The following is a 24,118-nucleotide window of genomic DNA, read 5'->3' as shown; positions in this document are numbered from 1 at the left end:
ATGACCCGACTTGAAAAATTATTAATGCGGATTGAGTTACTGGATAAGGTAACTGGACCCGCTAATAGAATCATGGGCACCATGAACAAGCTCACCACCGGCGTTACAACAGGCTTTGCCAACATCACGGGCGGTGCTATTGGAATTTGGGGTGTGGGTGCTGCACTTAATTCTGTGACCGGTGACTACCACGATTTTCACCGCGCCGCCGGTGAAGTGCGCAGCCTGAGTGTTGCAGAAGATGCAATGGCCGCACTGGAAAAAGCCGGGCTTAAATTCTCAATTCGCTACGGCGAAAGCGCCGCCGATTTTGTGCGCAGCTCATACGATATTCAAAGTGCGATTGCTGGCCTTGCTGGCAAAGAACTCGCCACCTTCACTGAAGCCAGCAACCTGCTCGCAAAAGGCACCAAAGCGGACGCCGCCACCATCACCAACTACATGGGCACCATGTACGGAATTTTCAAAGGCCAAGCGGATTCCATGGGCAAGGCTCAGTGGGTGCAACAACTCACCGGCCAAACTGCACAGGCCGTGGAAATGTTTAAAACCAACGGTGTTCAAATGAGTGGCGCCTTCACCGCATTAGGTGCAGACGCTACAGCCCACGGCGTGGCCATTAACGAACAAATGGCGGTACTGGGTAAGCTGCAGGCCACCATGAGCGGTAGCGAAGCTGGAACGAAGTACAAAGCGTTTCTGCGCGGGGTAGGTAATGCCCAGGACGAACTGGGAATGAAATTCACCGACAGTGCAGGGCGCATGTTGCCGGTTGACCAGATTCTTTCAAAACTCCAAGGCAAGTTTGGTGCTATCGACACCGTGGCAAAAAGTGATTTGCTGAAAAAGGCATTTGGTTCCGATGAAGCCGTGGCCGCCATTAAATTATTAATTGCCGACACCAACGGTTTGACCGATTCAATCACCGCACTGGGCAACGTTCGCGGCATGGAAAAGGCCCGCGCAATGGCCGAAGCCATGACCATGAAAACCGACCGCCTCAACCAAGCCGGTATTGCTGTAAAAATTGGTTTTGGTGCATTGGTTGATAAAGCGCTAATCCCGTTTTATGACGCGGGAATTAAAAACCTATCGGTGTTGGGTGAGTGGATTGATAAATACCCGCACTTGTTCGGTGCTCTCGCCAAGCTGGCTATTTGGATTGGTGTTGTGGTCGCGGCTGTATCTGCATTCGCGATTATCAAAGGCGCTGCCATGATTGCCGTGGCTGGCTTTACGACAGCAATTACTATTTTGAAATCGCCACTGTATTTGATTCGCGCTGGCATTTGGTTGTGGAATGCGGCACTGGCTGCAACCCGCATTTTGTTGCTAACAACTGCCATTCGTTTCCCCATGTTAATCACTGGCCTAATTGCGATGAAAGCCGGTTTTATTTCCGGTGCTGCAAGCGCCTGGGCATTTACCGCTGCACTGCTTGCCAACCCAATCACATGGGTGGTGGTGGGTGTGGTCGCGCTTATTGCTGCACTCGCTTATGTGGTTACTCACTGGGATTCAGTAAAGGCCGCCGCAGTGGGTGCAATTACTTGGATGTTTGAAAAGTGGCAGGCCTTCCGCGCAGTAATTGAAGACAACCCCGTACTGAAATTTATTTTCCAGCCCTTGTTATTGGCTGCGGATTTTGTCGGATTTTTAATTACCAACTTGGAAAAAATACCGCAGTGGTTTTCATCATTCAAAAATTGGCTGGCGAATTTAAATGTGTTTGATGTGCTTATGGCACCTGCAAAGCTCGCGCTGGAAACGCTGAACCTGTTGCCCGGTGTAAACATTGACACCAGCAAATTGCAAAGCACTAACCCTGCGCAACTGGCAGCTGAAAAAGTACCTACAACCCCGTTAAACAATGTTGCACCCGCAATAGCCCCGGCAGTGATGAAAGTGGCGCAACCAGCCCCGGTAACTATTCCAACGGTGATGCAAATTGCACAGCCTGCACCCGTAACCGTACCCGCTGTTATGCAAGTTGCTGAACCAGCGAATTTACCAGCGTTTGCCAAAGCGCCTGTGGCTGTGCCTGCAATACCTGCGGAAAATTTGGAAGCCAATATAGAGCGCGACCGCGAAAAGCTCGCACCGGCACCCGTAGCGCCAGTGCGCAATGTTCCGCAAGGTGGTTTGCTGCAACAAATTAATAACAGCAACACCAATAACAACAAAGGCACCAGCATTGGCACGCTGAATGTGAACACCACGCAAAAGGTGGATGGCTACACCCTGCGCGACCAATTGATGATGAGTGCGTAAATGGCTGACCATTTTGATTTGCTCATTGCGGGCGACAGCATTGTTTTGGATGAGTTTGGTTTGCCCGTGGGCATTGATGGCCGTGCCAGCATTGCCCAGGACATTAAACACATGATCCGTGAAACCGGCTTACTGGTGGAAATGATTGGGCAGCGTAGCAGCGAAAAAATAAAGCGCGGCATGGTGCGAATTGAACAGCACGTAGAAAACGATGAACGCATTCGCCCAGGCACAGCGCGCATGGTTCAGTTGGACAATGAAACGTTTTTGATTACCGCAAAAACAATGCAGTACGGTGATATTGAGGTGACGTTGTGAGTGATGACTACAGCAGTGAGTTTAAGCAAATGGTAGTAGATGCCGGTTTGCCCACCACTGAAGCCGAAGCAAAAGCGCAGTGGCATGCTATAGCGGCTGCTGAACAATTGCCTTACAACAACAGTGCTGAAATATCTCCATTTTGGCGTGGTATTACGGCACTGGTTACTGCACCACTGTTGTGGATTGTGCGCGATTTATTGTTAAAGCAAATTCTGCCCAATATGTTTTTGCGTACCGCGACCGGCATTTGGTTGGATATGTTTGGCTGGGCGGTAGACCTCACTATAAAACCCGCAAAAAAAGCGCAAGGCAATTTGTTATTTAGCCGCGTGAATACCGTGGGTGATTTGGTGATACCTGCCAACAGCATTATTAAGAGCCCGCTCATTAATGGGCGCAGTTATCACTTGCGCATACTGGCCACCACCATTCTGCCAGACGGTGTTGCGAGTATCAGTGTTGCAGCTGAAGCGGTGGAAGTGGGAGAGGGTTACAACTTGCCCGCCGGTTACTACGCCATTCAGCAGGTGCCCATTGACGGCATTACCTCAGTAACCAACACCGCTAACTGGCTCACCAGCGCCGGTGCGGATGTAGAAAGCCCGGATGATTACCGCTTGCGTATTCGCAACCAATTTACTGCAGTGAACCAATACCACACCGATGCAGTGTATTTAAAAATCATCACCAGCTTTGCGAATATCAATACACGCAATGTGTTTTTTGAGCATGGTGCCCCGCGTGGACCAGGTACAGCTAATGCCTACATTTTGATGGATGTTGGCCAGCCCAGCACTCAATTAATTGAGGCGATTGAAGCCCACGTGATGGCGGGTGGAAACCACGGCCATGGTGACGATTTGCGCGTGTATTCCATGCCCGAAACCGAACACGATTTTACAGTGGCCATTGGCGCTGTAGCCAATGTTACGGTTGAAGAAAAAGCGATATTGCTGGCCAATGTTACCAACGCTATTGGCGCAGCCTTTCGCGCAAACAACCAATACGCCGTTACGGTTACGCAACCCCTGAGCGAATTCTCTTTTTCATTGTTGGCTGCTGAACTGCACGGTCTATTTCCGTTATTAAAATCTGTGCAATTTAGCCTTGCTGAAATTACCAGCGCACTAGACATACCACGCATGGGTGAGGTTACGGTGGCGTTCGATGATTAAGCTTGACCTGAATTTTTGGTTCAACCAAGGCCAATCCATACCGCTAATAAAACTCTGCCAAAAATGGTGGAACAACATTGAATTGGGTTTGCGCTGGCCACTCACGCAGTTAGACCCAATGACCTGCACGGTGGGTGTGTTGAACATGATTGCGTGGCAGCGCGATATAGACCGCTTTGCAACAGAACCCTTGTGGCTTTACCGGGCGCGCGTGAAATACGCCCACGTGAATGCGCGAGATGCTGGCTCGATTATTGGAATAAAAAATATATTCCTACGCCTTGGCATTGGCTATGTGGAAGTCGAAGAGCGCGTTGATGGAAAAGATTGGGATGTGATTGTGTTGCGCCTGACTGATAGCCAGTTGGGGCAAAACGCCGAGCTGCTAACCATATTAATTAAACAGTATGGCCGCACGTGCAGGCGTTACGAATTTGAAACCATTAATTCCGTGGTGGTTGAGTTGGCGACTATTGAGTTTGATAACTCATGGTCTTTTGATGTGGCGAGTTTTTAGAGGCGGCTATGGCAGCAGCAGTAATTAATACCGGGCGTGCAAAAATTGCATTGAAGCAAGCGAATAGTGAACCACTCATTATTTCGCGCTTTGTGTTTGCCGATATACCAGGGCTGGACACCGCCGCACCGGTTGACGTCGCGCAGGGCATGCCAGCCCCCGCACACATAGTGCATGAGCAATTAAAAACAGCGCAGGGTTATGTTGCTGAAAACAAAGTGGTGTACAGCATTATTCTTGGCGCAACTGTTGGCAATTTCTATTTTAACTGGGTGGGAATTGTTGATGAAGATGACACGCTAATCGGCGTGAGCTACACACCGCGCCAGTACAAATACGAAACCGCTGGCTTAACAACGGGCAATACTATTACCCGAAACTTTTTAACCCAGTACAACAACGCATCTGAAATTACTGGCATTACTGTACCCGCAGAAACATGGCAGATTTCGTTTACCGATGTACTGGACAACATTGACGCCGCGCTGATTGCGGATATGCGCGATTTATATGGCCGTAGTTTGTTTTTTAACGATGCATTCCGCGTAGTGAATGCGGGTGGGGGAAATTTTTTGGTAAAAGCGGGCACCGCTTACGTTGAAGGTATTCGCGTGCGCATAGGTGCAGATGAACCGATGGCAGGTTTAGCACTACCGATTGATTTTTACGTGGATGTTTTCCGTAGCGGTGGTTTCGCGGGTGGTGAGAGCGCCTATGAGATTTTCACCAGCGCACCCGGTGCACCATTAGCGGATTACAACGACCCAGCCGGTAAACCGCACTACTTAGTTAAGGTGGCGAGTATAAGCGGTGCGGGTGTGGTGACTGACCACCGGATTAAACGCACTGTGCCTGGCGCGTTGATTGATACGTTTGCTACATCTGCCCAGGGCATAAAAGCGGATACCGCAATACAGCCAGACCAATTAAAAACGCACCCTGATTTTATACGCTTGCGCCGCTTGGCGCTGGCCGGATTGTAGGAGCTTTCATGCTGGACACAACTGTTCTAAAAAATGAATTGCAGGCGCGCATAAATGCACTGACCAATGCATCGAGCATTGACAGTGTTTTAGAGACAGCGATTGCTGCAAAAAAAGTTGAATTGATTGGCGTAGATATAACACGCACCAATTTGGATGCACAGATTCAGCGAATTGTTAATGCGCTTGATCCAGCCAGCGCCATAGAAGATTTAATGGTTGTTGCTGCAAGCCTGCAAAAAGACGATGAAACAATAATTGGTGATATTCGCCCGCTTTTGTATCAGGGCGATCAATTCATTGACGAAAAAGGCCGCCATTGGCTGATTGAGGGCAAGTTACACACTGCTGAAGGGTATGAAGAAGCCTTCGCAATTCAAAGCCTGAAAAATTATGGGAAAGAAGTGTTTTTTCCCGAAAGCGAAACGCTGACTAAAAGCCCCAGGCAGTGCGCGCGGGACGGTGCGGGAAATATTGTAATAGCCTGCAACAGCAGCAGCTATGTGTTGGTGAGTAATAACACTGGCGATTCGTTTGAATTGGTTGAGCATAGCCACGGCGCGCCCGTTGTGGGTGTTGTGCATATAGGTGGGCATTTTATTCTGGCGAGTAACAGCGCAACGGAATTAAAAACATCGTTTAGCAGCGATGGAGGCAACAGCTTCGGTGCTGCCACCGTCGCAAGAGCGTTGACTGCTGCGACGTCCAATACGGTGGCTGGCGCAGCCACAGCAACCACAGCGTTATTTGTGGTGGCGGGTGATACAGCATGCGTATCGATGACGAACGGCTCTACCAAAGCAAATAGATCACTTGCAGTGGCAACAACAGGCACTGTGGATGTTTTGATAAGCGCGCATGCTGGCACTATTGTTGTTGCATCCAAGGGTGTTGCTGGCTACCAAAAAACAGTTAACGGTGGTGCGGCGTTTACCACACACAACCATGGCCACGGAACCCCGACAAAAATGTATTCGCACTTGAATAATTTTTATTGGGAATCGGGCGGCGGATTATATAAAAGCCCCGATCTTTCAACGTGGGAGTTCATTAGGGAATCAGTTCCGCTTGAGCTTACCTACAATGCCATAAATTCGTACAACCGGAGTGTTGTTTCATTTCCGGTTAAAGACGGATTTCTTTTAGCTTCACACACCAACACGTATTTTTTGTACACGCAAGATTTTGTTACCTATGAACGCTTCCACCCTTCACAAAGTGCTAATGAGTTGTCTTACGGAACAACAACTGAATTTGTGGTTTTTGGCGATCTGTTAATGGCTAAAAGCGCCGTTGATAAGGCTTCAAAAATATTGAAGTTCGATGTTGATGCAGCGGATTACATTGGCTTTGGATCACTGGATTTTACTTTCAACCGCAAGCCGAATTATTTGAGGATTAAATAATGCCGATTGTGAATATAAAGCCGCTTATAAAGGGCGGGCGCGGTGTGCTTACCATTACATCCTATCAGGCTAAGGTTGCGTTGGCCGACGCTGGGCTTTATGACGCTGTTGAAGCTGCCATTGATTCGCCGGGCACGCCCGTACGGATTAAGTTGGCATGGCGTGAAGGTATTAATTTTCAGCGAGACAATCCAATGATTCTGATGTTGACCACGCAGCTTGGATTAAGCGATGAAGATGTTGATGAATTGTTTGCAGCTGCAATGTTAATTGAAGCTGGGCAATTGTCTTGATTAACCGTGACGCGGGTTTGGTGAAAAATGTTTAGTGCTATTTCTTTTCAGTGGCCTCCCACACTCGCTGATGCTGTTGGCACGCTTAACGGCTCATTGGGCAGTGCTGCGAGTGAATTGGCAGCAGCGCATAGCCGATTAGTGGCAGCACCTGATTACACATTGGTAAGCAACCCAGTTGCGGCTGTTGCCGTTGGCAGTATTGCTGAGCATGGCCAAATTGTTGATGCAATGTTGGCAGGGGTGAAGGTGTTGTGTGCCCACCCCTGGGCGCAGGGAGTGGGAGAGGGTGACAACCATTACCGCTATTTATCGACCGCCAATGCCGTTGCGACCGCCGCAAATAAACTGGTGGATGAATACGACCATTTAGCACCAACCGGTGTTATTGATGCTGTGGTGTTATTAATTTCAGCAAATGGTTTTTTTGGTTTTTACGAAACATTAAACCAATTTAATGCTGTTTTCCCACTACCGGCAACGTTGATGTGCGAGCGCCGGGCAGCACAAATCGCCAGCGTTGAGAGTGACAAAATTATTCTCCCGGTGGCTGCTATTAATTCACGTTGGGTGGGCAATGAAAGCGCCCATTTCTATGGCATTAGCACTGCGACAAAAACCCTTGGTGAATTGAGTGCGCATGCCGAAGGTTACGAACTTGGCGGCGCGTCACCCGAGCAAGAGTTGGTAAATGTAATTGCTAAAAAAACCGATTCTTTGGCTGCTACTCAGAGCCTTGTGGCGAGTGTGCAGGCGCAATTTGCAAACGGTACAGGGGCAGGGCAATACATTACCAATAAGACACCGGCGCAAATTAAAGCGCTACTGAATGCAAGTGGTGCTGGGCATGACGCTCCCTTGTGTTGCTGCATTGTGTTTACCGGCGCGCCCGGTGAACTTGAGTTAGTGCGGGAGATGCTGGGCTTATGATGCTGAATGATTTTACTGTGCCCAATAAAGAATTGCGGGTGACCGTGGGTATGCGTTTTGAGGACGAAACCTTAGGGGCACAGACCAGCGCAACAAACACCGCTGAAAAAGGCATTAAGCCTAAAGTGATTACCGTGGCGCTACTGTTGCCGCACGATGAAGCGGATTTATTGAGCGAGTTAACGGCAATTGCCCAGGCAACCAATGCCGATGGAACACTGGTTGTTTATGACATTGTTGAGCCTGCTGCGAATGCAATGAATGTGCGCCAAGTAAAGTTTACCGATTCATTTGATGTGCGGGACGATTACCGCTTGCGCGCGTGGCAAATTAATTTTGCATTGAAGGAGTACAAAAGTGTTCCTGAAAAAATGGAGCAACGCCAAACCAAAGTAGTTGGCGCTCCGCAGGTTGCGGCGGGTGAAGTGGTTTCAGGTGAGGCGGTTAATGAAACATCACCACCTGAAACAATGGGTAGCTTTGAAAAAATATTAGCCAATTTGGATTCTGCATTGGCACCAAAGGCGGGTAGCGATGAAGCTGCATAAACTGCTGACGATTAATGGCACGGCGGTTGAACTGAATACCGACGATGTGCGGTTGAATTTATTCACGCCGGGCAGGGCTGCTTTTACGTTCATTGGTGCCAAGGCCTCGGGTGTTGTGCAATTCAGTATTGGATACAAGCCTGATGCATTGAGCGTGATATTTACAGGGTTTATCGAAATTAGCTTTGCGGTTGATAAAAAGCAGCAGTGCATTTTTTGCCGTGAATTATCGGCGGCGTTGAACCGGGTTATGCCGTTGAATTTACGCAATTGTGCGTTACCCGATGTGCTGGCCGGTATCAGCAAAACTACAGCGGTTACGTTTGTTCATCCACCGCAGGATTATTGTAAAACCAAAGCCCCGGCGTTTTATTCAATTGGTAACGGCTACCACTGCATGGATTCACTGGCGCGCGTGTATCGCATTCCGCAAATGATTTGGCAGCAGCAGGGCGATGGCAATGTGTTTGTGGGTGCCTGGCAGCATAGCTATTGGGCAGGCAAAGAAATTGAACTGCCGGTGGAGTGGCAGGCCGCCAGCGGGATTGCAAATTCTGCCAAGGTGCCAGCGGTTCCCAGTATTCGCCCAGGTGTGAAGTTCACAAGCGGTGGAATTATTACCGGCGTAAATTTTAGTGATGCACACATGGAATTGGAGTGGGATAACAACCCGTGGGGGACACGATGGATAAACAAATCAGCCGTATTGTAGACCGCAATAAGCCCGAGCTTGTGGGCATGTATCACCTACCGGTTTTTGCGCGTGTTGAAAGCGTTTGTGACCCGGTTTTATCGCCTGCACTGAGTGAAAAGTTCCGCACCCGCTATGCAGTTGATGTAGTGGTGCTAGATGAAAATGATTTGCCCGATGCTTTGTTCCCGGTTTTTAAGGCAGTGCCATTACCGGCGAGCTGTGCGGGTTTAGAGCGCGGTGTTTTTGGGTTCCCGGAAGCGGGCGCAATTGTGGAGATGGCGTTTGCGTATGGATTGCCCAGCAAGCCATTTATTCGCACCATTTTAACAGACGGTTTAAGTTTGCCCGCTGTTGCACCAGGTGAGCTTTTATTGCAGGCCGGTACCGGTGTTTTCCAGCGCGCTAATGTGGCCGGTAATTGGGAGCGAAGCACCAACGCCAATATTACAGATGACTGTTTGCGTTTTGCACTGCATTGTTATTCCGCTACTACCACGGCGCACGAATTTTTTGCGCAAGTTAAGCGCAACAGTACAGAGCAGGTATTAGGTACAAAAATAATTGAAGCGTTGGGTGCGCTGAAACTGTTAAGCGGTGGTGTTTGCAACATTGCGGCGGCGGACAATTTAAATTTAACGACTGCCAGTGATTGCAATGTGAAGGTGGCGCGGGATTTACAGCAGCGCATTGGCAACATCGCCGATTCATTCGCCGTGCTGAAACAGTTAATTAAGGTGCAGAACGGCGGCACTGTTTGGCTGGGCAGTGAAGGCGAAAACGTGTTGCAGATTTTGAGTGAGTTGATTCAGCTAGTCGCGAATATTGCCAACATTGCTAAAGATCACACGCACGAATATACCGACAACGGCAACCCACTTAAAACAAAAAAGCCAGACCAAAGCGGTGCTTATGGCGGTGAAAAAACGTCTGCAGATGCGTTGAAATCGCGGCTTGATCCCATTGTTGAATAAGGGTGTTTTATGACTGATAACAATATGCATTTTATGGTCGCTGGTGAGCCGTTCACCTTTATCTGTAATTTTAAAACTGATGCAACAACGGCTTTACCGCTTAATGGTTTTACTGCCAGAAGCGAATTGCGCAACCAGCGAGAAGGTGGCGCGGTGCTTTTATCGGTGGAGGATGATTCGCCATTTTTTACGCGGGATTTGGATGGTGGCCAACTGCGATTAGAGATTCCGCCATCTATCACCATTGGGCTTGATTTTCAAAAGGCTGTGTTAGATGTGTGGATTACCGATGGTGTGCGCGGCGCGCGTAGTGACACCATTGAAATAATTTTCAAACGTGGAGTGACCCGCAATGATAACGGTTGATGTAATTGTTCAACCTAATGCGGTGACAGTACCGGTAAAGGTTGAAAACAAAACGGTTGCAAAGAATGTAAATAGCTTTGCAGGCGTTCCACCCGCGCCAACCGGTGCGCCAAAAGTTTTGAAGGCTCGCGGCGGTGGTGCGTTTGATTATGGGTGGGAGGATGAATTACCCGCAGGCTCAATCCCGGACATTGGCGATGTTAGTTTGTGGTTTCAAAACCAATTAGTGTGAAGGGGAAGACATGAGTACTTTAGAGCAACGCATTAAAGATTTATCCACCGTTATTGCAACCGAGTGCAAAATTTTAAGAACTTTGCTTAACGGGAAAATGGTGGACTTATCTGCATTGAATACTGCCAACAAAACCAATTTGGTTGCGGCGATCAATGAATTAAAAGTAGCTGTGGATTCCGTCGCCGGTGGTGGCGGTGCTTCGATCAATGATGCGCTGAGCGATAGCACTACCAGCACCTGGTCTATTACCAAAATCGCTAGCGAAATTACGGCGGGTTTAAACGGTGTTTTGGCGGGTGCCCCAGCTGCGCTTGATACGTTGCAAGAGCTGGCAAACGCGCTGAATAACGATGCTAATTTTGTTGGCACTATGACCGCCGCACTTTCAAGCCGCGTGCGTACCGATATTAATACGCAAGGGCTTACGCTGACGCAAAAACAAAATGCGCGAACCAATATCGCGGCATATGGTGCTGATGAAATTGGCGATCCGGACACCAATTTTGTAACCACATTTACTGCAGGACTTGTGTAAATGAACACACTTGTTGAGCGAGTGAATTTATTGACGATCGCTATCAGGGAGAAGTTTAATTCGATCATGCCGCGCCTAATTCCTATTGACGGTATTGACGGGCAACTGCTTGCTAAAAATGGTTCTACGCCTTTTGCGACGGAATGGCGTAACCCCGCAGCAAACACGTTTGTGAAAATTGAAAATGAATTTATTAGCAATAATGCGTCTGCGTGGACATTTGGCGCAAACTCGGGTGGCAGTGCAAACTCAGTATCGGCGGGTAACTTGGTTGCTCACCCTGGGATGTACATGTTCAGGTCATCCACTACTGCAAACAGCGGCTACCGGGCACTGACTGCCAACACCGCTTTTGCGCTTTCCGGTGGTGAAGTATCGCGTTTTATTTTTTATGTTTCGCCCGTTGCTTATGCAACATCGCAAGTTGTTTTAGGCTACACAAATTCTATTTCATCTTCTGCTGGGAACCATGAAGTGGCGTTTGTTGTTACGGCAGGTTCTGTTGTGGGGCGCTGTGGGATCAACAACGTGTATACCTCATCGCCGGTGATAACAACGCTTACTGCGGGTGTGTACTACAAGTTAAAAATTGTGATTGCAGATAATGGCGCTTCAGCAACATTCAGTGTGTTTGATGGCGCGGGTGCATTAATTGCGGCGCAAACCGTATCGACAAATTTACCCACTGATGGCGTTTATCGCGTTGGTCATGGGGTGATTGCAACATCCAGCGGCGTTACTGCGCAGGATGTTGCGGCGTTTGATTATATGTCACACGAAGAAACGAAAGTTAATCGGTCTTTTTAATGAGGTGAGGTTTTAAAATGGGTGAATTAGTTTATCGATTGGTTGCGGATGACGGCTCAATTAATGAGTCGCGAAGCGAATCGGAAATAAAAAATTGGAAGTCTGATATGGGCGGCAAAATCACCGCTTACGATATGACTTTTCGCGTTGATAACGATCCGGTGCCGCAGATTTATGAAACGTCAGAACAGGCCTATGCGCGTGTTGATGAGCTTTCAGGGATGTATCAGGCTATTCCCATTCACACGATTATTAGCCCGCAGCCTGCGGGGTTAAATTGACAGTTACTGACTGTGAAAAGCCTCATGTAATTGCATGGGGCTTTTTTGTTTGCATTAAAGCTAATCATGAATGCAAAGAACGGAGCCTAACCTGTTATTTACTATAAACCAATAGCACTATTGGGTATCCATTGCAAATTAATAGGATCTTTCTTAACGGTCAATAGCCTTTTGTTTATTGGGCAAAAAATACTAAAAAGAAAACGGAATTCACTTTCATGTTTGTGCTTCTCAGGTTTTGTGAAAACGTGTCTTATGAAATCAGGAATATCTTGATTGTAGTGGAAGGAATGCTCTCCGAAGAAAGCCCCCATTTTCTGAGGAACATATCTTATTTCATCGTAATAACAATGTAGCTCAAGATCAGTAATTGAAAGTGAATTTCCAGAAATGTAGTGTTGAGAACTTTCGTCAAAACTATCGATTGATAAATTCTGATGAAGCATTTTTTTTGCATGGTTTGCGAATTCTTCTGGAGATTTAATTATGTAGTGCGATGAATATTTAACGTCTATAGAGCGTCCATCTCCTTTTTTTAATTGGCCCTCAATTTTTTTGCAGCACCAGATGTAACAATTAGGGTGCGTTCTTTTAATTTTTACGCCAACCATTGTTACACGTTTAGCGTCGCCTAAATTAAAATATCCGTTCGCTAGAAACTTTTTGCATTCTTCATTTGGCACTTCTGAAAAATAGTCTACGTCATACGAATCTACCCCTTCATGAGGGTCTGCAATCGTGAATGAGGGATTGAGTGTTCGATAATACTCAATTGTGCCTAGCCTTATCGTTTTACACGCACCGAGCGGATTGTATTTATGCTCACAAAATTTAACTAACATTTTTCGTCCTCGAATAGAGTTAAATCGTGGCCTTTTGCAAGGCGGCCATCTGTCCGATTTAATTATTTTTAGTTAAAATTACTTCCTTCTGTTTAATATATCGTATTTGCTTACCCCGCTACGGAAATTTCACCAATTACGCCCAAGTTGTTCTGCTAAATATTAACTTTTCATTTGGGCAATTTTGTTTTGGAGAGCGGGCGCTAGATTTGCTTAATTTGGGAGTTGATCCGGATTTTGACTAATTTTTCTGTCGCTATTCATAAAGTGCTGTAAATTCATTTGATAGCAGTTCATATATTTCATCTCTTTTCGCGATGATATTTCCCATGATTTGCATTAGTTCTTCTGAGGATATCAGCTCGGATTTGAACGCTGATTTATGTCTGAGTTCATCTTCTAGCTTCCTAGTGTCTTCAAGTAAGGATGCAATATTTTTTAAGCCCATTAACTTAAGTCTTGAGCTCGCGATAACTCGAGATTCCGCTGCTTTCACAAGATTGTCGTCTGTTTCATGGAAATAATTGATTTGTTCTAAGGGGATTGCTCCCGCTTCATAACCCAATTCATGCAATCCGTTTATCAAGCCTCCAAGGTCGTTCATTGCATTAAAATAAGTTTCAATTTTTTCCAGCGAGTACGTCAATAATTCTGCTCGTTTTTTTACTGCTTCCTTAGACTTTTCAGATTTATGGTTTGCCTTTGTTATTGCGTATGTAGTCAAGCCCGTTATGAGCGCGCCAAGTCCTACTTTAACTGCAGTGTCTATTACTTCAATTGCTTCCATTTTTTACTCCCTCTAATGTCTGATTGTGATGTTTCTAGGGTGAATAAATTTCAAGCAGATAATTTTGGTTGAGATAAGCGGACTGCGATAGAATTAAATCGCGGCCTGCCCCTACAGATGACTAATATTCAAAAAAATTATATAGCGCCATCGGGAAATAATTTCATTACTTGGTCTGTAATTTTTTCTGATTCGTCACCGGACAAAATTCTGTGCTCCCGCTGAGTTTTAATCCAGCCTAACAGCTCCATTGCTAGACCTGCTTTAATTATTCCAATATCGTGTATTTTTATTAAACTGACGTATGCCCTAATTATATATTCTTGCTTTAATTGAATTCGACCTAACGGTCTAATTATTGGATTAGATTCTGTTGGTGGAATCGGTTTATGATTCTTGTTGTATTTATCCAGAAGGAAAAATGCTTGCTCATATTCACCTAGCATTTCGGGATTGAATAGATTATTAATGGTATATCTATCTAAAAAGCTTTGGTTATTAAATTGCTTTTTGTTTACTTCCTCATCATATTGTTTTAGAGCTTTGATTAGATAATCATGCAATTCATTCCGTTGACGTACTAGTTCGTTGTTTTTGCTGCTCTCCAATTCTAGATACAGCGTATACAGCACAACTATTGTTGTGATAAACCCAAAGACTGGATTTAAGATCCCTCCGATCATATCTCCAAATTGGCCAAACTCAGCAGGCCCTCCCAATTGCTCATCCAATACGTTTGATGACTTCAGGTAAAAATGAATGAGCCAATAGATTGCGTTTATAATTATCAGTGCTGAAGTTGCTATGAGTCCAAAGTATATAAACTTGCCTCTTTTAGTCACATTTTGTCTCCGGTGTGGCGGCCAACCGGCCGCCTTAATTATTTTTAGTTACCAATCATCCTTTCAGCGCGCGATAGCGTTTCCGCGAGCCCTGCAACTGCATGTTCAGATAATTGAATTCCATCGTGGCTGTTTAAAAGCAATTCTTCAATCAAGCGTAAATTGTTTGCCAACTTCTCGCGTGCTTCATTTGAATTGAGCAAGGTAACAGTGTTGCCAATGCAATCGATTGGTTCACCGTCGGGATTTAAAATATCGATTGTGCCGGTGGTGTAGATCGCGAATTGCGATGCGTCTAATTTAATTACACGGCGGAGTTTTGTTTCCGGTGTTGCAGGGGAAGTTTTGCGTGCGGAGTTAGTTTTCATAATACAGACCTAGTTTAATTTCCTATAAAACCGCCTGCATGAGTACCAAGTCATGGAGGCGACTGGACAGGGTTGGTACTACCGGAACTCTAGGAAACCGGCCCACCCCGAAGGGTAGCCCCGCCCAGCCGCCATAACGCAAGGTAGCCGAAAGCCAGCAACAAAAAAAGCGCAGAGCGCGCTTGTTGCTCCTAGAAAGTTTTCAGGAGTACCAGTCCTGGCAGCGGATTTTGCCGTTGCATTGGTAGAGTAGTGCGGGTGGTTTGCTGTGTCAATGTGTAATACAGTGCAATATTGTGTAATAACGGGGTTTTTGTTTACTTTTAGTGGGCGGGTAGATATGGAAGAAATAAAGCAGGAAAAACAAAAGATGCGTACATCAACCAAGTGGGCAATTGCGGTTACAGTTGTTTGGTTGGGTGGTGTTGCGGCGTATGTGTTTTTTAAATGGGACAAGTTTTTGTCCATGGACCCAAATGCGATAGGCGATTTTTTGGCGGGCACTATGTCCCCACTCGCGCTGTTCTGGTTGGTTGCGGGGTATAGGCAGCAGGGGGAGGAGTTGCAATTAAATACTAAGGCATTGGAAGCGCAGCTCACTGAATTGTCACTTTATGTACGCTCAAACCAGATAATAGCTGACAGCTCAAAAAGACAAGTTGATATTTCCGAGCAAGCACATCACTTTCATAGATCTGAATTCGAGGAGAATAAGAAATACTTAGAAGACCTCCGGAGGCGTGAAATAAAGCCTGAACTCACAGCGAGGATCCTGAAAAAATCAAATGGGAGTTGGGACATTGAGATTAAAAATAACGGTAGGGGCTTCGCAAAAGATTTAAAAATAGTTACCTACAATTTTGAAAGTTTAGTTTTTAATTTCGTTGGCACGCACGTTAATTCTGGCGCAATTGCAACTTTCCGGCTAGACGGCCAGAAGCCTTCAATTTCTGAACCATTTTTCTCAATCGAATGCAAAGACGAGGATGATCACTTGTTTAATTTTGGCTTTGATTTTGACGAAGCGAGCTTTGCTCTAATTCGAACTATATGAAAGTTATGTTTGCGACGTAATAGTTATAAGCCAAGGGGCTTCCAAGGATGGCTCGAGTGTGTTTAAAATGTACTGTATGAAAATACAGTATAGGAGGCACTATGGCCGCTATTGAATATACACTCAAAAATACGATTTGGCCTTCCACCATCGCCCAGGAAGTGGAGGTAATGGGTAAGGACAGCGCCAGAATCCGCGTGCCCTGCGTGGGTTTTACCAATGAGCGCATCACCAAAACAACCAAAGGCCATTACGTCAAAGTGATAGCCGAGCGCTATTCCGAGACTTACGCAACCACCGAGAGCGACTGGAAATATATATCCGTCGATGACGCTGTATTGGGCTGGCGTACCAACCAGAGCAATGTGGCAATGGGTGACTGGATTGTGTACCTGCTCGTTGATGACAAAGGCGTTCCGATTATTGTGCCGCGCGTTAGTGACAAATCATCTCAACTGCAAGCGACAGGGTGACGTTGTGTCGGCTATCGAATATTACAAACGGTTTTGGGCTGGCGATGTTGCCGGGCAAAGAGATTTTCCTATTGTCGATGTGATGGGATTAAAGGGCACTGTAATTCGTGTTCCTTGCGCTGGTGTTAGGAATATCAGCTCAATTGATGATGAGGGCGGGCACAAAGTGAAGGTGCTGGCGACGCGTTACACGAACGGCAACCCGCATGCGATGTGCCAATGGATCGATTTAAAAGAAGATGAGGTTGTGTTGGGCTGGCGAACGGATCAGGCCTCGTCTGCACCCGGGCAATGGGTGGTTTTTTTGATTTCTGATAAGGAGGGTAAATTAATCATCATACCGCGTAGCAGTAAGCCGCCAGTGCAAAAACTGGCGGTTGTTCGTTAGGCCGCTTGTTCGTCCGGGGCGAGCGTTATGGTTTCGCCTTTCGCTACTGCATCTTTAAACGTTTTCACTTCCGTTACTTTCAGTGTGTTGAATATGCTCGGGTTTTCTAGCAGGTGCGCAATCGCCGGGTGCGTTTCCGGTCCATCACTTAGCCATAGCTGTAAAAATTCTGGATCGGGCGGTAAAAATAGTGGGAAGGCTTTATCGTGAAATTCAGAGAAGCGCGGGTGTTCATCGCGTGTGATGATTGCGGTGCTGTATAAATTGTTTTCAAACTTGCGATACACGGCGCCGATGAGTAGTGGTGTATCGCTTTCAACGAAGTAGCTGTGTTTTTTCTTATCGACTTCCTTTCCTTCACCAATGGCGGTTGCCAATACAATCGCGCGGTGATGGCGTATGCCCGATTTCCAATAGCGGCTTGTTAAGTTGCGTGCGTTGAAGGTGGTGAGTTTGTTATCAACGATCAACTTGCCGTCCTGTTCCTCGCACTGATACCACCAGGTCGCATCGACCGTTTTTAATTTTCCCTCGTCGTTAATAATCAAATCCTTTATCTGCTGGTGTGCGGCGCCACCGAACGCCGGGCGGAAGTGCAGCAACGCCTCATCGAATAGATCAAACTGGTACGCGCCCAGGAGGCCTATGAGTTTCACGAACTCTTCAAGGTCTGCCAGTCTGATGTGCCTGCGTGCATATCCGCACATGGTGCGATCCTCCCAATAGTTTCCCGAAGTATACCCCCACCCGAAAAAATAGCAGAGACACGTGGACCAGGCTGGAAATTCACTCCTCCCCGACCTGCGGGTTCTGCGCAAAATTTGAATTTTTGAAATGACATATTGAATGCAGCCCGCAGGATTGGGGGGCACGGGGGCACATTGACAGTGCGAAGGGGGAAGTAAATTGAAGAAAAATGAAGTTTCCGTTCACTAAATAAACAAAGTAACTACTCAATAACGACGCGGCTTTGAGGTGCTTTTTTATTGTGCGCCCCCTGCGTGCCCCCATAGGGGTTTTGATCGGCGAAATTTGGACGAAAAAAAAGGGCTTACATTGCTGTAAGCCCTTGATTTTACGGGTTTGGTGCCAGTGGTCGGACTCGAACCGACACGCTTTAAGGGCGCCGGATTTTGAATCCGGTGCGTCTACCAATTCCGCCACACTGGCGAGTGGTGCGCATTTTAATGATTTGCGCCTGTCTGTCAAACACTAATTACGAAAACTTCATAAAGCCCTTAATCAGTAATCCATTTGATTCAATTACTAGGCAAGTTGATCAAAAAGCGGTTGATTATTACGGTTGCTGCCGCCTTCCACTGTCTATCCTGAGAGTCAGGAGACGCGTCGGATTCAAAATCCGGCGTCCTAATTAGAGCGATTCCCTCGGCGCTTGATTTTGCAAGAGCCCTAAATTGGGTTACCCTGCCGACCTTTTTCACGCCAACCTTATTTACTCTATCTGACTGTTATGCGCCGCCAGGATTTTTCATACGAGTTACCTAATGCCCTTATCGCCCGTGCACCTGCTGCAGAGCGGCGGGGTAGTCGTTTATTGCATTTGGATGGCCGGAGTGGGCAGCTTGCCCATGGGCAATTTCCCGATCTGCTCAATCTGGTCGAGCCGGGTGATTTGATGGTGTTTAACAATACCCGCGTGATTCCGGCGCGCTTGTTCGGTCAGAAAACATCGGGCGGGCAGGTGGAAATTCTGGTGGAGCGCGTGTTGGATAATCGCCGCGTGCTCGCCCATACCCGTGCAAGCAAAGCACCCAAGGTGGATTCGCAGGTGATATTGCAGGATGGCACCCGCGTGCAATTGGTTGCCCGTCACGATGCGATGTTCGAGTGGGAATTTCTGGGTGATGATTCGGCGTTGGTCGTGTTGGATCGTATCGGCCATATGCCATTGCCTCCTTATATAGATAGAGACAATGTTGCTGCCGACCGCGAGCGCTATCAAACCGTGTATAGCAAAGAGCAGGGTGCTGTTGCTGCACCTACCGCCGGTTTGCATTTTGATGAATTGATGTTGGAGCAGCTGCGTGCAAAAGGCGTGAATATCGCGTTTGTGACTTTGCATGTGGGAGCGGGCACTTTCCAGAATATGCGTGTCGATAATATTGCCGAGCACCAGATGCACTCGGAAATTATGGATGTGTCACCCGAGGTGTGTGAGCGGGTGCGCGCAACCAGGGCGGCGGGCAAGCGCGTTATCGCCGTAGGTACTACCAGCGTGCGCAGTTTGGAATCGGCCGCGCAGGGATATGCGGATTCTTCTCAAAAAGGCGCGATCCATCCTTATCAGGGTGAGACCAGTATTTTTATTTATCCTGGCTACCAGTTTCAGGTGGTCGATGCGTTGGTGACCAACTTCCATTTGCCCGAATCTACCTTGATTATGTTGGTGTCGGCTTTTGCTGGATATGGTTTTACCATGGCTGCTTACAAAGAAGCTGTTGCACAGCAATACCGTTTTTTCAGTTATGGCGATGCCATGTTTATCACCCGCAATCCTGCGGCCGCGCAGCAACCAGTTGGCGGGTCTGTTTGAATACTACTTATCTGAGCCGAGAGAGAAGATCGTGACTAACCAATGTTTTATGGAATTTGAATTAGATAGCCAGACGGGCAGGGCGCGTCGTGGCCGTTTGAAGTTTCCGCGCGGCACAGTCGAGACTCCGGCATTTATGCCTGTAGGAACCTACGGCACTGTGAAGGGTATGACCCCGCGCGATGTGGAAGACATAGGTGCCCATATCATTCTTGGTAACACCTTTCATTTAATGTTGCGCCCCGGTACTGAAGTGATAAAGGCGCACGGTGACCTCCACGATTTTATGCAGTGGAAAGGCCCTATCCTGACCGACTCCGGTGGCTTTCAGGTTTTCAGCTTGGGTAAGTTGCGCAAAATTACCGAAGACGGTGTGACTTTTAAATCGCCCATTAACGGCAGCAAAGTGTTTATGGGGCCTGAAGAGTCGATGCAAGTGCAGCGCGATTTGGGTTCTGACATCGTTATGATTTTTGACGAGTGCACGCCCTATCCGGCGACTATTCATGAAGCGCGTGACTCGATGGAATTGTCGCTGCGCTGGGCCAAGCGTTCCAAGATCGCCCACGGTGATAACCCCTCGGCGTTATTCGGAATCGTGCAGGGTGGCATGTATGAAAATCTGCGCACCGAATCCCTGACCGGTTTAGTGGAAATTGGGTTTGATGGTTATGCGATTGGCGGTTTGTCGGTCGGCGAACCCAAAGAAGATATGCTGCGCATTCTCGAAAGCCTTACGCCGCAAATGCCTAAGCACAAGCCGCGCTATTTGATGGGTGTGGGCAAGCCAGCGGATTTGGTGGAAGGTGTGCGTCGCGGTGTGGATATGTTTGATTGCGTTATGCCTACTCGCAATGCGCGCAACGGTCACTTATTCACCAGCGAAGGAGTGATCAAGCTGCGCAATGCTAAATATCGCGACGATACCGGTCCGCTTGATGCGCAATGTGACTGTTATACCTGCAAAAATTTCTCGCGTTCTTATCTGCACCATTTGGACAAATGCAACGAGATGCTGGGCGCACAATTGAACACAATTCATAACCTGCGCTACTACCAAAAAATCATGGCGGATATGCGCAAGGCATTGAGCGATAACACTTTTGATGCTTTTTTAGTCGACTTTTATGGTCGCCAGGGCTTGGAAGTACCGCCAGAACCCACACAATGAGTGCTGCACCGTTGTTGTACGCCAATTAAAGGGTATAATCCGGCGCCCTTGACCATACCGCAGTAACTTTCTGTTGCTGTGCGCAAGTAGAAATAAGGCGAATGAGAAGTGCACGATTTGAGCGGTACAGCGAATCGAAACGACTTTAAAACCCGCCGCTGATAAGTTGGGAAAACCTATGTTAAATCGCTACCCGCTCTGGAAATACCTCTTGCTGCTGTTTTTTGCTGTGATCGGTATTATCTACTCAATCCCTAACCTCTATGCGCCAGATCCCGCGTTGCAAGTCTCGGGTGATTCGAGTGCAAAAGTTATCGATGCACCTGTACTGGCAAAAATGGAGGCAGCGCTAAAAGCCGCCAACATTGAAGCGTTTGGTGGAGAAGTGACTGCCAAGACCGCCATGTTGCGCATTAAGGATGTTGAGCAACAAATGGTTGCGCGTAAAATTGTGCAGCAAGCATTGGGTGATGGTTATGTGGTCGCTTTAAATACAGCACCAACTACACCAGCATGGCTGCAGTCTTTGGGTGCTTCGCCCCTAAAGTTGGGCCTTGACCTTGCGGGCGGCGTGCACTTTTTACTGGAGGTGGATACCGCTTCTGCAGTCGCCAAACGTCAGGAGATCAATGCTGACGATATGAAAGACAAGATGCGCAAAGCCAAGGTGCGTTACGCATCGGTTGTTGCGCAGAAAGATAATCAAATCACCGCGCGCTTCCGCTCAGAAGAAGCGCGTGACGAAGCATTAAGTTTGTTGCGCGGTGATTATCCCACCATGCTGTTTACTACTCCCGATAGCGAGCAAACCGCAGGTGAATTTACCTTTGCTGCTAATTTTACCGAAGCAGGCGTGCGCGAAATTGAAGATTATGCTGTTAGCCAAAACCTGATCACTTTGCGCAACCGCGTTAACGAATTGGGCGTATCTGAACCAATGGTTCAGCGCCAGGGACGCAGCCGGATTATCGTGCAGCTCGCCGGTATTCAAGACCCTGCAGAAGCCAAGCGTGTGATCGGTAAAACCGCCAACCTTGAATTCCGTTTGGGCGCATCGCCCGATACCTTGGTTTCCAATAAAGAAGAGTTCCCCTTCAAAGACGAGCTGATGCAAATGCAGCGCGGCAATGCAGTTTTGGAAAAACAACTTATTGTAACTGGTGATCGCGTTGCTAATGCTACGAGCAGTTTTGATCCGGAAACCAATCAGCCCCAAGTGAATATTACGCTGGATAGCCTGGGTGGAACGCATATGCACCGCGTGACCCGCAATAACGTTGGCCGTCAAATGGGTATCCTGTTTATCGAATACAAAACCCGAACGCAAATTGTCAAAAATGCAGCGGGTGAAGATGTAGAAAAAATGACGCAATACGTTGAGCGCAAAGTTATCAGCCTTGCGACAATTCAAAGTGCGTTGGGTGTGCAGTTCCGCATTACCGGTTTGGATAACCCCGCAGAAGCATCAGAACTTGCGCTTTTGCTGCGTGCCGGTGCTTTGGCCGCACCTATGCACTTTGTGGAAGAGCGTACAATTGGTCCATCGCTCGGGGCAGAAAACATTAAAAATGGTGTTGATGCAACTCTGTGGGGCTTCGGTCTGGTAGTGCTGTTTATGCTCGTGGTGTATCGCATGTTCGGTATTTTCGCCAACATTGCATTGGCACTTAACCTGCTGCTGATGATCACTATGTTGTCGATGTTTGGCGCAACGCTCACATTACCTGGTATTGCCGGTATCGTATTAACGATTGGTATGGCGGTAGATGCCAACGTGTTAATTCACTCGCGTATCCGTGAAGAACTTAAAAATGGCGCCTCGCCGCAACAAGCAATTTATGCGGGTTACGAACGTGCATTCATTACCATTCTCGATGCCAACCTGACTACCTTGATTGTGGGTGTGATTTTGTTTGCGATAGGTACAGGCCCGATCAAAGGTTTCGCGGTTACCCTGATTGTAGGTATTCTGACCACTATGTACGCCTCGGTCAGCTGCAGTCGCGCCCTTGCCAATTTGGTATATGGCGGCCGTAAAAACTTACAGAAAATTTCGATTTAAGAGATCACTGCTATGACTAAGGAATTACGTATTATCGATTTCATGGGGGTTAGACATTACACCTCCGCCTTGTCCATCATCATAGTCATTATTTCTCTTGCGTCACTGGCGATTAATGGTTTGAAACTGGGTTTGGATTTTACCGGTGGTACTCAGTTGGAATTGTTGTTTGATCGCCCTGCGGATCTGGACAACATCAGAGGTGTGCTGGAAAAAGAAGAATTGAAAAGCCCGGTCGCGGTGCTCTTTGGTTCTGACCAAGAGGTTATGATCCGCACCCAGGATCAAATGAAAGTAAAAGCGCAGGAAAAGCTCACTACGCAAATTGCGGCCTTGGGCTCCGGGGCAGCATTGGAAGGTATCGAGCGTCCGGCACGCGAGCTTGAAGGTTTTGCAGATACCTTGGTGATTGCCAATGTGAGTGCAGAGGCGCTGCAACAAAAAGCGTTGTTTTCTCCGGAAACCTATGGCCGTGTTGAATACCAAACTCGTGAAGGTAAAACTCTGGTTGTAGTTGAAAACTCTATCGACTCTGTTTATCTGCGTCAGATTATCGCCGACATTGAACAGGCAACCGGCGCTAAAATTCAATTGCGCAGCAGCGAGTTTGTTGGGCCGCAAATTGGTGATGAGTTACGCGATCAAGGTGGTTTGGGAATGCTGGTGGCCTTTGCCTTGGTATTCCTTTACGTTGCCGTACAATTCCAATGGAAATTTTCAACCGGCGCTATTATTGGTTTGGTTCACGACGTTATTGTCACCTTGGGTTTCTTCGCATTTTTCCACTGGGATTTTGATTTGACTGTGCTGGCGGCAATCCTTGCGCTGATAGGTTACTCCATCAACGATACCATCGTAATCTACGATCGCATCCGTGAAAATTTCCGCATCCTGCGTAAAACAGATCCACACGAGGTGATCAATATCTCCATCACCCAAACGCTTGGCCGTACTATTATGACGTCTGCGTCGGTGTTTATTGTGTTGTTTTGTTTGTATTTTATCGCCGGTGAAGTCTTGCAAGGTTTTGCTCTGGCGCTGATTATCGGTATTGTTGCCGGTACTTACTCATCAGTTTATATCTGTGCAAATATCACTGCGGCATTGGGTATCACCAAAGAAGATTTGATGCCAAAAGCTAAAGCAGAAGATGGTACTGAGCTTGATGAAATCCCATAATCCTCGGCTTTTTTAATGTCATCAAACAACAGCGCCAATAGGCGCTGTTGTTGTTTATGACCCCT

At 47.4% G+C, this 24,118-nt stretch carries 28 protein-coding genes and 1 tRNA gene; 23 read left to right on the top strand and 6 right to left on the bottom strand.

The genetic code is table 11. From position 1 onward, the window contains the following. The 16 genes from B4E62_RS14795 to B4E62_RS14720 are packed head-to-tail and all read left to right on the top strand — an operon-like array spanning position 1 to position 12,333. Positions 1-2,271: a phage tail tape measure protein gene (locus B4E62_RS14795; protein ID WP_331352572.1), complete on the top strand. Its 2,271-nt coding sequence runs from the start codon at positions 1-3 to the stop codon at positions 2,269-2,271. Then, positions 2,272-2,589 (top strand): DUF2590 family protein, encoded by a 318-nt coding sequence (locus B4E62_RS14790; protein WP_331352571.1) that lies wholly within the window; start codon positions 2,272-2,274, stop codon positions 2,587-2,589. Next, complete coding sequence (locus tag B4E62_RS14785; protein WP_331352570.1) at positions 2,586-3,767, top strand: baseplate J/gp47 family protein; 1,182 nt, start codon at positions 2,586-2,588, stop codon at positions 3,765-3,767. Before B4E62_RS14790 ends, B4E62_RS14785 begins: the two co-directional genes overlap by 4 nt. Continuing rightward, complete coding sequence (locus tag B4E62_RS14780; RefSeq protein WP_331352569.1) at positions 3,760-4,284, top strand: phage tail protein; 525 nt, start codon at positions 3,760-3,762, stop codon at positions 4,282-4,284. Before B4E62_RS14785 ends, B4E62_RS14780 begins: the two co-directional genes overlap by 8 nt. 8 nt (positions 4,285-4,292) lie before the next feature. Continuing rightward, entirely contained in the window at positions 4,293-5,267 is a 975-nt protein-coding gene (locus tag B4E62_RS14775) for a phage tail protein (protein WP_331352568.1), read from the top strand. 8 nt (positions 5,268-5,275) lie between these two features. Then, positions 5,276-6,673 carry a hypothetical protein gene (locus tag B4E62_RS14770; protein WP_331352567.1) on the top strand — a complete coding sequence of 466 codons (1,398 nt, stop codon included), beginning with the start codon at positions 5,276-5,278 and terminating at the stop codon, positions 6,671-6,673. Next, complete coding sequence (locus tag B4E62_RS14765; protein WP_331352566.1) at positions 6,673-6,966, top strand: hypothetical protein; 294 nt, start codon at positions 6,673-6,675, stop codon at positions 6,964-6,966. Before B4E62_RS14770 ends, B4E62_RS14765 begins: the two co-directional genes overlap by 1 nt. 27 nt (positions 6,967-6,993) lie before the next feature. After that, positions 6,994-7,896 (top strand): hypothetical protein, encoded by a 903-nt coding sequence (locus tag B4E62_RS14760; protein ID WP_331352565.1) that lies wholly within the window; start codon positions 6,994-6,996, stop codon positions 7,894-7,896. Further along, positions 7,893-8,444, top strand: a complete 552-nt coding sequence (locus B4E62_RS14755) for a hypothetical protein (protein ID WP_331352564.1) — start codon at positions 7,893-7,895, stop codon at positions 8,442-8,444. The genes B4E62_RS14760 and B4E62_RS14755 overlap by 4 nt, the downstream gene beginning before the upstream one ends. Continuing rightward, positions 8,431-9,156, top strand: a complete 726-nt coding sequence (locus tag B4E62_RS14750; RefSeq protein ID WP_331352563.1) for a hypothetical protein — start codon at positions 8,431-8,433, stop codon at positions 9,154-9,156. Before B4E62_RS14755 ends, B4E62_RS14750 begins: the two co-directional genes overlap by 14 nt. Beyond that, entirely contained in the window at positions 9,129-10,109 is a 981-nt protein-coding gene (locus B4E62_RS14745; protein ID WP_331352562.1) for a hypothetical protein, read from the top strand. The genes B4E62_RS14750 and B4E62_RS14745 overlap by 28 nt, the downstream gene beginning before the upstream one ends. Before the next feature lie 9 nt (positions 10,110-10,118). Continuing rightward, positions 10,119-10,475, top strand: coding sequence for a hypothetical protein (locus B4E62_RS14740; RefSeq protein ID WP_331352561.1), 357 nt, complete (start codon positions 10,119-10,121; stop codon positions 10,473-10,475). Further along, positions 10,462-10,707 (top strand): hypothetical protein, encoded by a 246-nt coding sequence (locus tag B4E62_RS14735; RefSeq protein ID WP_331352560.1) that lies wholly within the window; start codon positions 10,462-10,464, stop codon positions 10,705-10,707. The genes B4E62_RS14740 and B4E62_RS14735 overlap by 14 nt, the downstream gene beginning before the upstream one ends. Before the next feature lie 10 nt (positions 10,708-10,717). Continuing rightward, positions 10,718-11,245: a hypothetical protein gene (locus B4E62_RS14730; RefSeq protein ID WP_331352559.1), complete on the top strand. Its 528-nt coding sequence runs from the start codon at positions 10,718-10,720 to the stop codon at positions 11,243-11,245. Then, complete coding sequence (locus B4E62_RS14725) at positions 11,246-12,052, top strand: hypothetical protein (RefSeq protein WP_331352558.1); 807 nt, start codon at positions 11,246-11,248, stop codon at positions 12,050-12,052. Positions 12,053-12,069: 17 nt separating this feature from the next. Beyond that, positions 12,070-12,333: a hypothetical protein gene (locus B4E62_RS14720; protein ID WP_331352557.1), complete on the top strand. Its 264-nt coding sequence runs from the start codon at positions 12,070-12,072 to the stop codon at positions 12,331-12,333. Positions 12,334-12,434: 101 nt separating this feature from the next. On the opposite strand, the gene B4E62_RS14715 is transcribed toward B4E62_RS14720, so the two are convergent. The 4 genes from B4E62_RS14715 to B4E62_RS14700 form a co-directional block, all read right to left on the bottom strand. Then, entirely contained in the window at positions 12,435-13,175 is a 741-nt protein-coding gene (locus B4E62_RS14715) for a hypothetical protein (RefSeq protein WP_331352556.1), read from the bottom strand. Positions 13,176-13,431: 256 nt separating this feature from the next. Then, positions 13,432-13,962 carry a hypothetical protein gene (locus tag B4E62_RS14710; RefSeq protein WP_331352555.1) on the bottom strand — a complete coding sequence of 177 codons (531 nt, stop codon included), beginning with the start codon at positions 13,960-13,962 and terminating at the stop codon, positions 13,432-13,434. A gap of 137 nt (positions 13,963-14,099) precedes the next feature. Continuing rightward, positions 14,100-14,804: a hypothetical protein gene (locus tag B4E62_RS14705; protein ID WP_331352554.1), complete on the bottom strand. Its 705-nt coding sequence runs from the start codon at positions 14,802-14,804 to the stop codon at positions 14,100-14,102. A gap of 44 nt (positions 14,805-14,848) precedes the next feature. Continuing rightward, positions 14,849-15,172, bottom strand: coding sequence for a hypothetical protein (locus tag B4E62_RS14700; protein ID WP_331352553.1), 324 nt, complete (start codon positions 15,170-15,172; stop codon positions 14,849-14,851). A 340-nt stretch (positions 15,173-15,512) separates the two neighbouring features. Between B4E62_RS14700 and B4E62_RS14695 the strand changes: the two genes are divergently transcribed. The 3 genes from B4E62_RS14695 (at position 15,513) to B4E62_RS14685 (ending at position 17,087) form a co-directional block, all read left to right on the top strand. Continuing rightward, positions 15,513-16,226, top strand: a complete 714-nt coding sequence (locus tag B4E62_RS14695) for a hypothetical protein (protein WP_331352552.1) — start codon at positions 15,513-15,515, stop codon at positions 16,224-16,226. Positions 16,227-16,327: 101 nt separating this feature from the next. Beyond that, the gene (locus B4E62_RS14690; RefSeq protein ID WP_331352551.1) at positions 16,328-16,699 is read left to right on the top strand and encodes a hypothetical protein; all 372 of its coding nucleotides are present in this window, start codon (positions 16,328-16,330) and stop codon (positions 16,697-16,699) included. A gap of 4 nt (positions 16,700-16,703) precedes the next feature. Continuing rightward, a complete protein-coding gene (locus tag B4E62_RS14685; protein ID WP_331352550.1) occupies positions 16,704-17,087 on the top strand; it encodes a hypothetical protein in 384 nt (127 codons plus the stop codon). Here the strand turns inward: B4E62_RS14685 and B4E62_RS14680 are convergent. Further along, positions 17,084-17,794, bottom strand: coding sequence for an SOS response-associated peptidase family protein (locus B4E62_RS14680; protein WP_331352549.1), 711 nt, complete (start codon positions 17,792-17,794; stop codon positions 17,084-17,086). The two genes, B4E62_RS14685 and B4E62_RS14680, sit on opposite strands and share 4 nt — an antisense overlap. 377 nt (positions 17,795-18,171) lie before the next feature. Next, positions 18,172-18,257: transfer RNA gene (locus B4E62_RS14675), tRNA-Leu, on the bottom strand. 301 nt (positions 18,258-18,558) lie between these two features. On the opposite strand from B4E62_RS14675, the gene queA reads away from it, so the two are divergent. The 4 genes from queA to secF all read left to right on the top strand — a co-directional run bounded on the left by queA (position 18,559) and on the right by secF (position 24,053). Beyond that, on the top strand, positions 18,559-19,641 hold the full coding sequence (gene queA / locus B4E62_RS14670) for a tRNA preQ1(34) S-adenosylmethionine ribosyltransferase-isomerase QueA (RefSeq protein ID WP_310069750.1): 1,083 nt from the start codon (positions 18,559-18,561) through the stop codon (positions 19,639-19,641). A 31-nt stretch (positions 19,642-19,672) separates the two neighbouring features. Beyond that, positions 19,673-20,812: a tRNA guanosine(34) transglycosylase Tgt gene (tgt, locus tag B4E62_RS14665; protein WP_331352548.1), complete on the top strand. Its 1,140-nt coding sequence runs from the start codon at positions 19,673-19,675 to the stop codon at positions 20,810-20,812. Positions 20,813-20,990: 178 nt separating this feature from the next. After that, the gene (gene secD / locus B4E62_RS14660) at positions 20,991-22,874 is read left to right on the top strand and encodes a protein translocase subunit SecD (RefSeq protein ID WP_310069753.1); all 1,884 of its coding nucleotides are present in this window, start codon (positions 20,991-20,993) and stop codon (positions 22,872-22,874) included. A gap of 12 nt (positions 22,875-22,886) precedes the next feature. Next, positions 22,887-24,053, top strand: a complete 1,167-nt coding sequence (secF, locus tag B4E62_RS14655) for a protein translocase subunit SecF (protein ID WP_331352547.1) — start codon at positions 22,887-22,889, stop codon at positions 24,051-24,053. Positions 24,054-24,118: the final 65 nt, after the last annotated feature.

Origin of the sequence: Cellvibrio sp. UBA7671, assembly GCA_002483145.1 — a bacterium.
GTDB classification, from domain to species: domain Bacteria; phylum Pseudomonadota; class Gammaproteobacteria; order Pseudomonadales; family Cellvibrionaceae; genus Cellvibrio; species Cellvibrio fibrivorans.
Note: the sequence above shows the minus strand (reverse complement) of the source record. Positions and strands in the feature narration are given on the sequence as shown.